Origin of the sequence: Cytobacillus sp. Hz8, from assembly GCF_042263505.1 — a bacterium.
GTDB lineage: Bacteria > Bacillota > Bacilli > Bacillales > Cytobacillaceae > Bacillus_BE.
Genome location: NZ_JBHKFI010000016.1, coordinates 73,700 through 87,990, shown reverse-complemented (window position 1 = coordinate 87,990; position 14,291 = coordinate 73,700). Strand labels below are relative to the sequence as shown.

The 14,291-nt window shown below is 38.8% G+C and carries 12 protein-coding genes; 10 read left to right on the top strand and 2 right to left on the bottom strand.

What is annotated here, in order from left to right:
* Positions 1-125 precede the first annotated feature (125 nt).
* The 6 genes from pruA (at position 126) to gatB (ending at position 7,540) form a co-directional block, all read left to right on the top strand.
* Entirely contained in the window at positions 126-1,673 is a 1,548-nt protein-coding gene (gene pruA / locus ACE38V_RS17400; protein ID WP_375843207.1) for an L-glutamate gamma-semialdehyde dehydrogenase, read from the top strand.
* Between the two features lie 458 nt (positions 1,674-2,131).
* Complete coding sequence (aceA, locus tag ACE38V_RS17395) at positions 2,132-3,415, top strand: isocitrate lyase (RefSeq protein ID WP_375843205.1); 1,284 nt, start codon at positions 2,132-2,134, stop codon at positions 3,413-3,415.
* 274 nt (positions 3,416-3,689) lie between these two features.
* Positions 3,690-4,160, top strand: coding sequence for a YueI family protein (locus ACE38V_RS17390; protein ID WP_375843203.1), 471 nt, complete (start codon positions 3,690-3,692; stop codon positions 4,158-4,160).
* A gap of 175 nt (positions 4,161-4,335) precedes the next feature.
* Positions 4,336-4,626, top strand: a complete 291-nt coding sequence (gene gatC, locus ACE38V_RS17385) for an Asp-tRNA(Asn)/Glu-tRNA(Gln) amidotransferase subunit GatC (RefSeq protein ID WP_375843201.1) — start codon at positions 4,336-4,338, stop codon at positions 4,624-4,626.
* A gap of 12 nt (positions 4,627-4,638) precedes the next feature.
* Complete coding sequence (gene gatA, locus ACE38V_RS17380) at positions 4,639-6,099, top strand: Asp-tRNA(Asn)/Glu-tRNA(Gln) amidotransferase subunit GatA (RefSeq protein ID WP_375843199.1); 1,461 nt, start codon at positions 4,639-4,641, stop codon at positions 6,097-6,099.
* Between the two features lie 13 nt (positions 6,100-6,112).
* Positions 6,113-7,540: an Asp-tRNA(Asn)/Glu-tRNA(Gln) amidotransferase subunit GatB gene (gene gatB / locus ACE38V_RS17375; RefSeq protein ID WP_375843197.1), complete on the top strand. Its 1,428-nt coding sequence runs from the start codon at positions 6,113-6,115 to the stop codon at positions 7,538-7,540.
* Positions 7,541-7,686: 146 nt separating this feature from the next.
* Here gatB and ACE38V_RS17370 read toward each other — a convergent pair whose 3' ends face one another.
* Both ACE38V_RS17370 and ACE38V_RS17365 read right to left on the bottom strand, forming a co-directional pair.
* A complete protein-coding gene (locus ACE38V_RS17370) occupies positions 7,687-7,890 on the bottom strand; it encodes a hypothetical protein (RefSeq protein ID WP_375843196.1) in 204 nt (67 codons plus the stop codon).
* A complete protein-coding gene (locus ACE38V_RS17365) occupies positions 7,838-7,999 on the bottom strand; it encodes a sodium:solute symporter family transporter (protein ID WP_375843248.1) in 162 nt (53 codons plus the stop codon). Before ACE38V_RS17365 ends, ACE38V_RS17370 begins: the two co-directional genes overlap by 53 nt.
* Positions 8,000-8,668: 669 nt before the next feature.
* Here ACE38V_RS17365 and ACE38V_RS17360 point away from each other — a divergent pair.
* From ACE38V_RS17360 to ACE38V_RS17345, 4 genes are all read left to right on the top strand, one after another.
* The gene (locus ACE38V_RS17360) at positions 8,669-9,742 is read left to right on the top strand and encodes an NAD(P)H-dependent flavin oxidoreductase (protein WP_375843194.1); all 1,074 of its coding nucleotides are present in this window, start codon (positions 8,669-8,671) and stop codon (positions 9,740-9,742) included.
* Between the two features lie 152 nt (positions 9,743-9,894).
* Positions 9,895-10,824, top strand: coding sequence for a diacylglycerol kinase (locus ACE38V_RS17355; protein ID WP_375843192.1), 930 nt, complete (start codon positions 9,895-9,897; stop codon positions 10,822-10,824).
* Between the two features lie 142 nt (positions 10,825-10,966).
* Entirely contained in the window at positions 10,967-12,340 is a 1,374-nt protein-coding gene (gene rlmD, locus ACE38V_RS17350) for a 23S rRNA (uracil(1939)-C(5))-methyltransferase RlmD (protein WP_375843191.1), read from the top strand.
* 286 nt (positions 12,341-12,626) lie between these two features.
* The gene (locus ACE38V_RS17345; RefSeq protein ID WP_375843189.1) at positions 12,627-13,481 is read left to right on the top strand and encodes a DUF6612 family protein; all 855 of its coding nucleotides are present in this window, start codon (positions 12,627-12,629) and stop codon (positions 13,479-13,481) included.
* Positions 13,482-14,291 lie beyond the last annotated feature (810 nt).

Below are 14,291 nucleotides of genomic sequence, written 5' to 3'. Positions count from 1 at the left end.
TTTGTTTTTTACAGAAAATTAAAAATCACGCAAATATATGAAATAGTTGGTCTAACAATTGTAGGTGGGAAAGTAATCATGATAAAATTATGATTGTATACAACTTATACATAGGAGGCGGTAAAATGGTCCAACCATACAAGCATGAGCCACTTACAGATTTTTCAATTGAAAAAGAACGTCAAGGCTACCTAGAAGCATTAGAAACAGTGAAAAGTGATCTAGGTAAAGATTATGATTTGGTAATCGGCGGAGAGCATATCTCCACAGATGAAAAAATCGTCTCTATTAATCCATCAAAAAAAGAAGAAGTGATTGGCCGAGTTTCAAAGGCGAATCAAGAATTAGCTGAGAAAGCGATGAAGGTCGCGGTGGAAACATTCAAAACGTGGAAAAAAACAAAGGCAGAAATGCGTGCGGATGTTTTATTTAAAGCTGCTGCCATTATTCGCCGCCGTAAGCATGAATTCTCTGCTTTAATGACAAAAGAAGCCGGAAAATCATGGCGTGAGGCCGATGCAGACACAGCAGAAGCGATTGATTTTTTGGAGTACTACGGTCGCCAAATGCTTAAATTAAAAAATGGCGTACCGGTTCAAAGCGGTCCAAATGAATTTAACCGATATGATTATATACCTTTAGGGGTAGGAATTATTATTTCCCCTTGGAATTTTCCTCTTGCCATTATGGCCGGGACAACGGTTGCAGCTATTGTTGCAGGAAATACGGTTCTATTAAAACCGGCATCCACAACACCAGTTATTGCAGCTAAATTTGTGGAAGTTATGGAAGAAGCGGGTCTTCCTGCGGGCGTCTTAAACTTCGTCCCAGGCAGCGGTGCTGAGGTAGGAGATTATTTAGTCGATCATAAAGATACTCGTTTCATTTCCTTTACGGGTTCCCGGGATGTTGGTTTGCGCATCAATGAGCGGGCATCGAAGTTAAATAAAGGACAAATCTGGATCAAACGCGTGATTGCCGAAATGGGCGGTAAGGATACGATTGTCGTAGATAAAGAGGCAGATTTAGAATTAGCAGCCCAATCTATTGTGGCCTCTGCATTTGGCTTCTCCGGCCAAAAATGTTCTGCATGTTCAAGAGCCGTCATTGTTGAAGATGTGTATGATCAAGTACTAAACCGTGCTGTGGAACTAACAAAAGCGCTTGGCGTCGGTGATCCGGAAGAACAGACAACATCAGTTGGACCTGTTAATGACAAAGCGGCATTTGATAAAAATATGAGCTATATTAAAATCGGAAAACAAGAAGGAAAAATCTTAACTGGAGGAGAAGGAGACAGCTCTAAAGGCTTCTTCATTCAACCTACCATTATTGCTGATCTTGCTCCAGATGCCCGAATTATGCAAGAAGAAATCTTTGGCCCTGTTGTTGGGTTTACGAAAGCGAAAGATTTTGATCACGCTATCGAAATCGCGAACAACACAGAATATGGACTAACAGGAGCCGTGATTACGAATAACCGCTACCATATGGAACAAGCACGTGAAGATTTCCATGTAGGAAATTTATATTTTAATCGTGGCTGTACAGGTGCGGTTGTGGGCTATCAGCCATTTGGCGGATTTAATATGTCCGGTACGGATTCCAAGGCTGGCGGTCCTGATTATTTATTGCTACACATGCAAGCAAAAACAACTTCAGAAATGTATTAATGATTTCGAGGAGGATGGCTTTCGTTTGGGAGTCATCCTTTTTAATATGAGAGGAATATTGTGCAAATGGCGGATGCTTTATTAGACTGATGTAAGTTATTTTCGAGGGGATTTTATCGAAAAATAGAAGATTGGCTTTCCTAAAAAATATTATTGGGAACAAACAATATTTTCTGCAAACGCTTACAAATAGTCTCTTTTACAAAGATTACTAGTGAATTTGATTCAAATAAAATAAAATTTCAGAAAAATTTCAAAAAGGGGGTTCCATTTCCATTTTATCTGTTATACAATACAAACAGAAGTTATGATGTGTATTATAACAAACGAGCCGGCTCTCAAAAATGAAACAAGAAGAAAGCTTTTTTAGTGGATGTTTTTATCTTTATTGGGGTTTATGTTTTTAAAAAATGATAGATTTTCAATTTTAAAGGGAAATGGGAAGGAGTTTTTTGAAGATGGCAGATGAAAGAATTCAACAGCTTCAAGAAAGCTGGGAGCTTGACGAACGATGGAAAGGTGTTACAAGACCTTATACAGCTGAGGAAGTTATTAAACTACGTGGATCCATTGATATTGAATATACTCTAGCTCGCCGTGGAGCTGAAAAGCTTTGGAAGCTAGTTCATGAAGAAGATTTTGTAAATGCTCTTGGTGCATTAACTGGTAACCAAGCTGTTCAACAAGTAAAAGCTGGTCTTAAAGCAATCTACTTAAGTGGATGGCAAGTCGCAGCTGATGCGAACCTTTCAGGAAACATGTATCCTGACCAAAGCTTATATCCAGCAAACAGTGTACCAGCTGTTGTAAAACGCATTAATCAAGCGTTACAACGTGCGGACCAAATCACACATACAGAAGGAAATGATGCAATCGACTGGTTTGCACCAATCGTTGCAGATGCTGAAGCAGGCTTTGGCGGACAATTGAATTGCTTTGAATTAATGAAAGCCATGATTGAAGCTGGTGCATCTGGCGTTCACTTTGAAGACCAACTTTCTTCTGAAAAGAAATGTGGACATTTAGGTGGAAAAGTTCTACTCCCAACACAAACAGCTGTACGTAACCTAATTGCTGCACGCCTTGCTGCAGACGTTATGGGTACTCCAACTGTACTAGTTGCTAGAACTGACGCAAACGCTGCAGATTTAATCACTAGCGATGTAGATCCGTATGATGCTCCATTTATTACTGGTGAACGTACTCCTGAAGGCTTCTTCCATACGAAATCAGGAATTGACCAAGCTATTGCTCGTGGATTAGCTTATGCTCCATATGCTGATTTGGTTTGGTGTGAAACTTCTGAACCAAATGTAGAAGAAGCTAGAAAATTTGCTGAAGCTATTCATGCAAAATATCCTGATAAATTGTTAGCTTATAACTGCTCTCCATCATTTAACTGGAAAGCTAAACTTGATGACGAAACCATTGCTAATTTCCAAAAAGAACTTGGAAAAATGGGTTATAAATTCCAATTCGTTACACTTGCTGGTTTCCATGCCTTGAACCACAGCATGTTTAATCTTGCTCTAGGTTACAAGGATCGTGGAATGGCAGCTTATTCTGAATTGCAACAAGCAGAATTTGCAAGTGAAAAAGATGGATATTCAGCTACTCGCCACCAAAGGGAAGTAGGAACTGGATATTTCGACCAAGTATCAATGGTTATCACTGGTGGAACTTCATCCACTACAGCTTTAAAAGGTTCAACCGAAGAAGCTCAATTTACAGCTAGTAAGTAATCATTATTGTTTGAAACTGTGATTTTTCACCCTATATTTCTCCTAAATAGCCCTTCTCTTCTTTGTGAAGAGAGGGGATTTTTTTGTCGAAGGATAAATTCTTTTTTAAAGGAGAAATGTATCTCTCCCTGAGAGAGCCATGTTGGTTTTTCACAAAAATATTCGTAATTTCTTTTAAAAACAGGTTAAATTGCACTATTATAGATAATGATACATACATAATAGTAGTTAGTCGTAAGATTTTTTTGTAAGAATAAATGAAGGAGGCAATTTTTTGGGAAAAGCCAAGCTTGATGATTACATTGAACAAGGTATTTATGGAGCAAAGCAAATCAAGCCTGATGAGAGGAGGAAATTCCTCGGGACTATTCGTGAGCGTGTCGTTATTACTTTAACGACCTCTCAAGTCATGGAAGCAGAACCATACCCAGAAGTGCTGAATGCGATGAAGGAAAATAAAAAAGCTCAGCTATTGCTGAATGGAAATCTCGATTATAGCTATCATTCAAAGTATATAAAACGGGTGACTGAATTATCGATGGAATATACCATGGTTAATAATAAGGATTATCACTCAGAGCTTGGGCTTGTTCTTGCCTATGATTATGCAATCGATCAGGAAGAAATTTACGTCGCGAAAAAGGATGCACCGTCATCTAATCAGGAAAAGAACATGGCAGAAAATGAAGAGAATGAAGGCAAGGGACTTTTTTCCGCGATTACCAAGATATTTAAGAAGGATTAAATCTTAAATCTGAGGAAAGGGCACATGGAAAATGAATGTGTCCTGTTTTTCTGAATTAATTAGGAAATTATCATTTAAGCCGAGATTATCCTTGGTTCATATTGCTTTAATGCGTAAAAGTTTGCTATTATCAATATTATTGTGTGATTGTTCGAATATTTTGGAGGTGAGAGGAATGTCAAGAATTTCAATCGACCAAGTAAAACATGTGGCGAATTTGGCAAGATTAGCGATAACGGAAGAGGAAGCACAAAAATTTACGACGCAATTAGATGCGATTATTTCCTTTGCTGAATTGCTAAATGAAGTAGACACTGATCAGGTAGAACCAACTTCTCATGTATTGGATATGAAAAATGTGATGAGAGAGGATATACCAGGCAAAGGTTTACCACGTGAGGAAGTATTGAAAAATGCACCTAAACATGAGAATGGACAGATTAAGGTTCCAGCCATTATCGAATAAGGAGGGAAAATCATGAGTTTGTTTGACCAGAAATTGGCGGATTTACATGCACTTTTACATAAAAAAGAAATTTCCGTTTCAGACCTTGTTGATGAATCGTATAAAAGAATTAATGAGGTAGAAGACAAAGTACAAGCTTTTTTAACATTAGATGAAGAAAAAGCTCGACAAACCGCCAAGAAATTAGATGAAAAAATAGATACCGATGAATCAAAGGGACTTTTATTTGGAATGCCAATTGGGCTCAAGGATAATATTGTGACCAAAGGATTACGGACAACCTGTGCCAGTAAGATTCTAGGAAACTTTGATCCTATTTATGATGCAACTGTGACGCAAAAGCTACAGGAAGCGGAAACCATTACAATTGGGAAATTAAATATGGATGAATTTGCAATGGGCTCTTCAACAGAGAACTCTGGATTTAAAGTAACGAAAAACCCTTGGAATTTAGAGACCGTTCCTGGAGGCTCTTCAGGTGGTTCAGCAGCATCTGTTGCTGCGGGAGAAGTTCCATTTTCTCTTGGTTCAGATACAGGGGGCTCTATTCGCCAGCCAGCTTCTTTCTGCGGTGTAGTTGGGTTGAAGCCAACTTATGGACGAGTTTCCCGTTTTGGTCTAGTTGCCTTTGCTTCTTCTTTAGATCAAATAGGGCCAATTACTCGCAATGTTGAAGATAATGCCTATCTTTTACAGGCAATATCAGGGGTCGATCCAATGGATTCCACTTCTGCTCCTGTCGAAGTACCCAATTTTGTAAGCTCTTTGACGGGGGATGTGAAAGGTCTTCGTATTGCAGTACCGAAGGAATATTTAGGGGAAGGTGTTGCTGAAGAAGTACGGGAATCCGTGCGTTCCGCTTTAAATGTATTAGAAAAGCTTGGAGCAACCTATGAAGAGGTTTCGCTTCCGCATTCTAAATACGCATTAGCAACTTATTACTTGCTTTCCTCTTCAGAAGCATCTGCGAATTTATCTCGTTTTGATGGCGTACGCTATGGCTATCGTTCACCAAATTCAGATACTCTAATGGATCTTTATAAAAACTCAAGAGCAGAAGGATTCGGGGATGAAGTGAAAAGAAGAATCATGCTCGGAACTTTTGCCTTAAGCTCTGGTTATTATGATGCTTATTATAAAAAAGCTCAAAAGGTGCGGACATTAATTAAGAAGGACTTTGAAGATGTATTTAGCAAATATGATGTGATTGTTGGACCAACAACGCCAACGCCAGCTTTCAAGATTGGTGAAAACATTGCCGATCCTTTAACGATGTATGCGAATGATATCTTAACTATTCCTGTTAACCTTGCTGGTGTTCCAGGAATTTCAGTTCCTTGTGGCTTATCCAATAACGGCTTACCACTAGGCTTACAAATTATCGGTAAACATTTTGATGAAAGTACGGTTTATCGTGTAGCTCATGCATTTGAACAAGCGACTAATTATCATAAACAAAAACCAGAATTGTAAGGGGTGAGAGAAAATGAATTATGAAACGGTTATTGGTCTTGAAGTCCATGTTGAATTGAAAACTGATTCAAAAATCTTCTCTTCTAGTCCAAATCACTTTGGTGCAGAACCAAATACAAATACAAGTGTGATTGATTTAGGGTATCCTGGGGTACTGCCAGTCGTAAATAAAAAAGCAGTGGAATTTGGAATGAAGGCAGCAATCGCATTAAATTGCCAAATTGCAGAAATCACAAAATTTGACCGCAAAAATTATTTTTATCCAGATAATCCAAAGGCCTACCAAATATCTCAGTTTGATAAACCAATTGGGGAGCATGGATGGATTGATATTGAAGTAGACGGATATAAGAAAAGAATTGGCATTACACGCATCCACTTAGAAGAAGATGCCGGGAAATTAAACCACGGAAATGGATATTCATTATGTGATTACAACCGTCAAGGGACACCATTAATTGAAATTGTATCAGAACCGGATATCCGTACACCTAATGAAGCGTATGCTTATTTAGAGAAGCTTAAATCCATTATTCTTTACACAGGAGTTTCCGATTGTAAAATGGAAGAAGGGTCTCTTCGTTGTGATGCCAACATCTCCATTCGACCAGTTGGCCAAGAAGAATTCGGAACCAAAACCGAGTTGAAGAATTTAAACTCCTTTAACTTTGTTCGCAAAGGATTAGAATATGAAGAATTTCGTCAGAAGGAAGTATTAAGCTCTGGTGATGTAATTGAGCAAGAAACACGCAGATATGACGAAGCAACAAATACCACTATCTTAATGCGTGTTAAAGAGGGTTCAGATGACTACCGCTATTTCCCAGAGCCTGATTTATTAGATATCTACATTGATGAGGACTGGAAAGCACGCGTTCAGGCGGAAATTCCAGAGCTACCGGATGCAAGGGAAAAACGCTACATCGAAGAATGGGGCTTACCGGCCTATGATGCGGATGTCCTAACGGCAACTAAAGAAATGGCAGATTTCTTCGAGGAAACAGTAGCTGCAGGGGCTGATGCCAAGCTTGCGTCAAACTGGGTAATGGGTGATATTTCTGCCTATTTAAAAGCAGAGCAAAAGACTCTAGCAGAGATCGCATTAACTCCTCAAGGACTCGCAGGAATGATTAAGCTAATCGAGAGTGGTACGATTTCTTCAAAAATTGCAAAGAAAGTCTTTAAGGAATTGATTGAAAATGGCGGAGATGCAGAACAAATTGTGAAGGAAAAAGGCTTAGTGCAAATTTCCGATGAAGGGGCATTATTAGCGATTATTGATCAAATCCTTGACCAAAATCCCCAATCTATTGAAGATTTCAAAAATGGAAAACAAAAGGCGATTGGATTTTTAGTTGGACAAATTATGAAAGCAACAAAGGGACAGGCTAATCCACCGCTAGTCAATAAATTACTGCAGCAGGAAATGCAAAAACGATAAGAATAGGAAAAGGTGATATCTTCAAAATACAAGAAGATATCGCCTTTTTTCGTTCGACAGAAATATTCAATATTTCCCAGGAAAGTAGAAATATTTTAGGAAATAGCAAGGAAATGAGAGACTTATTTGTCGAATCGATGTATTTCTTATTTCTCCGCTTTTAATAATTTCACACTTTCATTAAACTCTTCTTCAATTTTGTAATTATGTTGGAAGGTCATGTTGCTGGCCATAAATGAAACCACTAAATTTACGATAAAGCCTGGAACAATTTCATATAATTCAAAGGGAATAATCTCAGCCTTTGTCAGATTGCTCCATACAATAACCGTAACAGCTCCGACAATCATGCCAGTAGGCTCCCCAGTTGGCCATTTTTCTCCAATATAAGCTTAATAGAATAACCGGTCCGAATGAAGCACCAAATCCCGCCCAAGCATAGGCGACTAAGTCAAGAATCGTGCTATTTTGATCCTAGGCAAGGGTTGCCGCAATGATCAGCTAATCGTTCAAAAAGTGCATATTCCTTGTTAAAAGTATTTTTGCGGAACAAAATTCTATAAATATCCTTCCCTTTTGTTATTTTGAAAAACTAATTTATCCCACTCTTAACGGACAGTAAGACTCCCACTTCAAGATTCTGAGAATACGAAGAAGATAAGTGGGAGATCAACTGTCCGTAAAGGTCCGACGAGGGATTAAGGTCCTAGTCAGGCGAAGCCACAGGACGTGGCGTTATGAGCGTGATAAGTGAAATAAGATTTTTCTTTGGGCTTCAGCCCTTAGAAAAGTCAATCAGGCTTTGCGTGACTAACCATCAGTGGGGGATGAATGGCAGACTAAAAGCGCGACGTCAACACATAAGTCTGCACACTTCACGTCCTGTGCGTCGAAAACCCCCACTGATGGAAGTTTCACTTTATATCGTTCTGAATATATATGCAATACTTTAACATCTTTATAACGATAGAATAATAAAACATTCTATTAGAAAATAGGGAAATGCATCTAAATTAATATTGAAAATTACAATAAATCGAAAAAATAAAATTATTAGAAGGGTTTTGAAGATGAAAAAAGAATGTGTAAAGAAGTAGATTTTAAGAAATAAGGAGTAGGTGTTGATAAGTGAGCTGGAATCAGAATAAGTCTACAATGCAACTACATATTGACTATCCAATTTTTCAAGCGCCTATGGCGGGTGGAATTACCACAGCTGAATTGGTTAGTGAGGTCTCTAATAATGGAGGACTAGGTAATTTAGGAGCTGGCTATTTAAAGCCAGAAGAAATAAGAAATGAGATTAGGAGAATAAAATCGCAGACAGCAAGACCTTTTGGAGTTAATTTATTTGTTCCACCAAAGGAGATTCAAGTGAATGAGGAACAAATGAATGCCATGAGGGAGATTCTCTCAGAATTTGAGGATGCTTTACAGCTAGAAAGAAAAGACGATCAGCTAGTTGAACAAGACTTGGAGAGGCTTTTTTTAGCCCAGGTTGAGGAAGTTTTACAAGAAAAGGTTCCTGTTTGTAGCTTTACGTTTGGCATTCCTGATCAGGATATTCTCCAAGAATTGAAGAACCAAGGCTGTCTGGTGATTGGAACGGCGACTAATGTCGAGGAGGCAGTGGAGCTGGAAGAGAACGGAATGGATATGATTGTTGTCCAAGGGAGTGAAGCAGGGGGGCATAGAGGCACCTTTCATTCTGAAAAGAGTGGATTTATTGGATTAATGGCGCTGATTCCTCAGGTAGCGGATCGCGTTCGTGTGCCAATCATTGCAGCGGGTGGCATTATGGACGCAAGGGGAATTGCCGCTTCGCTTGTGTTAGGAGCAGATGCTGTTCAGCTTGGAACAGCGTTTCTTTGCTGCCATGAAAGCGGGGCCCATCCTGCCTATAAAGAAGCTGTTTTGGAGGCAACGGAGGATAAAACGAGACTTACGAAGGCTTTCTCCGGTAAGAATGCCCGAGGGATTTATAATCAGTTTATGGAAAAGATGGAGGCAAGAAATCCCGAACTTCCGTCATATCCCGTCCAGCACTATTTAACCAATAGACTTCGGAAGAAAGCTGCTGAACAAAATAATCGGGAATTCATGTCCCTTTGGGCAGGACAAGGCATCCGTTTGGTTAAGGAAACTTCCGTAAAGAACTTCATGAAGGAGCTAGTTGAAGAGGTGCAAAGAATCATTTATTAATGGATACATTGATTTGAAAAATTGCTTTGTCTTAATCATTTGAGTTATTATGATAAAGGTGGAATATAGATGAAGATGATTTAACAAAAAAACGTGAAATGGTTCTTTTTCAAGAGGGTTTCACTTTATCTTTTTAATTAGGATGGATGGTAATGAAAAGAGCAAGAATTATTTATAATCCAACTTCTGGTCGGGAAATTTTCAAAAAAAATCTACCGGATGTGTTGCAAAAGTTGGAGCATGCCGGATATGAGACCTCTTGCCATGCAACGACAGGAGCAGGAGATGCAACTGTTGCTGCAAAAATTGCAGTGAACCGACAATATGATCTTGTGATTGCAGCGGGTGGAGATGGAACCATTAATGAAGTGGTCAATGGATTAGCTGAGCAGGAATATCGTCCTCGCCTTGGCGTCATCCCAGTTGGAACAACAAATGACTTTGCTAGAGCATTACAAATACCTCGGGATATTTTAAAAGCAGCGGATATTATAGCTAGAGGAGAAACAATTCCAGTCGATATCGGCAGAATCAACGATAAATATTTTATCAATATCGCAGGTGGCGGCCGTTTAACAGAATTGACCTATGAAGTTCCCAGTAAGCTGAAAACGATGATTGGACAATTAGCGTATTATTTAAAGGGCATCGAGATGCTTCCGTCCATTCGTGCTTCGGATCTGAAGATTGAGTATGATGGAAAGCTTTTTGAAGGGGAAGCGATGATGTTTCTCGTTGGATTAACGAACTCCGTAGGCGGATTTGAAAAGCTTGCACCGGATTCTTCTATTAATGATGGATTATTTTCTTTACTAATTTTGAAAAAGGTGAATCTCGCTGAATTTATTCGGGTTGCAACCCTTGCAATAAGAGGTGAACATATTAATGATTCCAATGTCATTTATACCCAAGCAAATCGAATAAAGGTGACTTCCGAAGAAAAGGTTCAGCTCAACTTAGATGGAGAATTCGGTGGATTGCTGCCAGCTGAATTTGTGAACTTATATCGCCATTTTGAGGTATGTGTCCCATTGGATAAAATCAGGAGACAGGATCTTCCCGATGAATGGGATGACCAATAATGATAAGATGGAAGCCAGCTTTATTTAGGCCGAATGGTCAGAGGCTGGTTTTTTTAATACAAAATTTCATGTTCATTCCGATATTATGATACAATCTTGCTAGTTAAGAAGACAGTGGATTCTAAAGCAAAGGAAGTTTAGCATGAGCAGAACATTACCAGTTCAGAAAAATGAATACATAGATGTAGTTTTTGAAGATTTAACCCATGATGGTGCAGGGGTTGCCAAGGTGGAGGGATATCCTCTATTTGTACCCGGTGCTTTACCTGGGGAAAAGGGCCAGATTAAGGTGATAAAAGTTAATAAAGGCTATGGCATTGGACGATTAATCGAAATTCATGAAAAGAGCTTTTATCGGGTAGATGTAGCTCGTTCTGAGTCTCATAAATATGGCGGCTGTCAGCTTCAGCATATGAATTACGAGGGACAGTTGAAGTATAAGCAAAATCAAGTAGAGCAAGTTTTGAAGCGTATTGGCAAACTTGAAAATGTAAAGGTTCACCCTATTCTAGGAATGGAGAATCCTTGGCATTATCGCAATAAGGCACAGGTCCCTGTGGGAGAAAGAAACGGGGAGCTGATTGCTGGTTTTTTTAAGCCGAGAAGTCATGAGATTGTTGATACGAATGAAAGTTTGATTCACACACCTGAAATCAATGAAGCGGTCAATGTGGTGAAAGAGACTTGTCGTAAGTTTGGAATTCAAGCTTATAATGAAGAAAACCATACAGGCGTTTTGCGTCATATCATGGCGCGCTATGGAATGAAGACGGGAGAGCTGATGGTGGTCATCATTACGAGAACGAGAGAGCTCCCTCATAAGAATGAAATCATCGAAAAAATTCTGGAACGTCTTCCGCAGATAAAATCCATTGTTCATAACGTTAATTTCAAAAGAACAAATGTGATTATGGGGGATCAAACCACTGTTCTGTGGGGGAATGAAGTGATTTATGACTATATCGGGGATGTAAAATTCGCGATTTCTGCCTTGTCCTTTTATCAGGTGAATCCGGTCCAGACGAAGGTTTTATATGATAAGGCATTGGAGTATGCCGGACTAACAGGGGAAGAAAAGGTTATTGATGCCTATTGCGGAATTGGCACGATTTCTCTATTTTTAGCGCAAAAGGCAAAGAGAGTGTTTGGCGTTGAGGTCGTTCCAGAAGCGATTGATGACGCCAGAAGAAATGCGGAATTGAACGGAATCACAAATGCCGAGTTTGCGGTTGGTGAAGCAGAGATCGTGATTCCAAAGTGGTATAAGGAAGGGAATACGGCTGATATATTAGTCGTAGATCCTCCGCGCAAAGGCTGTGATGAGGCACTGCTGAACACTATTATTGAGATGAAACCGAAGAAGGTTGTGTATGTGTCTTGTAACCCTGCCACTCTTGCAAGAGACTTGCGGATTTTGGAGGATGGTGGGTATAGGACGGTAGAGGTGCAGCCGGTGGATATGTTTCCGAGTACAAGCCATGTGGAGTGCTGTGCGTTGATAAAATTAATAGAATAATGATGAAAGTTCGTCAGTTCAAGAAAAAGCACTTATTTTCGAGTGCTTTTTACTTTGGAATAGGGGATGAACTATTTCTTATAAAATATACCAAAAGAGTGGTTGTGAAGAATTGCACTTAAACCCATCATTTCACCCCTCCGTCATCTCTAATTTCCATAAAACAAGTTGATAATAATCCCATAAATGAAAAAATAGGAAATAAGTATGGGGCATTTTTCCAGTGAAACTTTTATAATGAATAGGTCGTATTGACTGTTCGAATAAAAAAAAGGGGTGTGAAAGTGTGAAAAAGGGTTTATCGATTTTAATAGGAGTGTTCATGGTTTTGATGCTGGCTGCCTGTAATTCTAAGGCTGAACCTGTGAACAAACAGGAAGGATCTAAGAACAAAGAGCCATCCGGGTTGACTTTAGAGCAAGTTTTTGAAAAAACAGCCGAGGCCTCTAAAGAATTAAAAAGTTTTAAAGTGAAAATGAATATGAAGCAAGACATGAGCTCTGATCAAGATGAAGCTCTTAATGAGAATGTAGATTCAAATATTGAAATGGATGTTGTTCAGGATCCAATGGCTTTCCATCAAAAAATGAGTATAAAGATGCCTGGATCTGAAAAAGTCATGGATATGGAAACTTATTTTTCCAAAGACGGCATGTATTATTATGACCCAACTACTCAAACTTGGATGAAGTTCCCAGCTGAAATGATGGATCAATTAGTGAAAGTATCTGACCAAGAAACGAACCCAGCGGCAGAAATCGCGAACTTAAAGAAATTTGTCGATGATTTTAAATTCCAACAAGACGATAAAAGTTACATTCTATTATTAAATGCATCTGGCGAGAAATATACTGATTTCTTAAAGGAAACGATTCAAAAGACATTGCCTGCGGGAATGGGGGATTCTGCCAAAGTCTTTGAAAATATGAAAATCAACAAAATGGATTACGAAATTCATATTGATAAAAAGACATTCTACCCAACAGCATTAAATGTCAACATGGAACTGGAAATGTCTGTTGAAGGCAAAACGGTTAAACTTGTGCAGGATTTAAAAGGTCAGTATGTAGAACATAACCAAATTAAGGAGATTACGATTCCTCAAGAGGTTATTAAAGGTGCAATAGAAACAGGTCAATAATATGCTGAAAAGGGTCGCTTTTTTTGTGAGAAGCGGCCCCATTTTGCTTAAATGCTGAGTGTTTTACCTATTATCTGGTACAGTTAAGGGGCACAGCCTGGTAGAAGATACACCAATTAAAGGACTGGGAGGATTTTAGAGATTGCTGAAAAAGTATTTAGTCACAAAAAACAAACTCTCCGAACATCTATAACTAGTAGATAAAAAACGTTAATCTTCAACATATTGTAGTTGAACGTCCTAATTTACATTTCATTCGTACTTTTTCAGTGGTCTCGGTTTTTGCCCGGTTTTTCTTACACACCAACACCATTATTTAATCCTTAAATCTTTTGTTAAATCCCTGCGGTTACTTGCAGTGGGCGGTTCTTTCAGCTATTTCATATCAATCATTAGGTTTGCTCCATCTCCCGCATATCTTAAAAGATCTGCAGTCAGCGTCACATATTTTAAGGCAAGATCTTTTCTGGCACTAACCCTTAGAGTGGTTCCATAAAAAGCAATCGTTATTGTGTTGATAACTGCACTTGATACATTATTAATTTGTAAGAAAAAGGAGCCTTGGTAGAGTTGTAACGAGTGACTTCCATAATATGAATGAATTTAGTTTTTCTTCACGGAATATGGACTGAAATGAATTGATATGTTTATCGGACATCTCCATCCCCATAATAATAAATTTCCGTACCCTCTCTGAATGAGTCGCCTGTCTAAATCTAAGCTTCAATCCACATGTAAATTCATTTTGTTCATATTTAAGGTGATATCACCAATTTCCATAGCGGTTAAGGAACGTCGTTTTCCAAACCA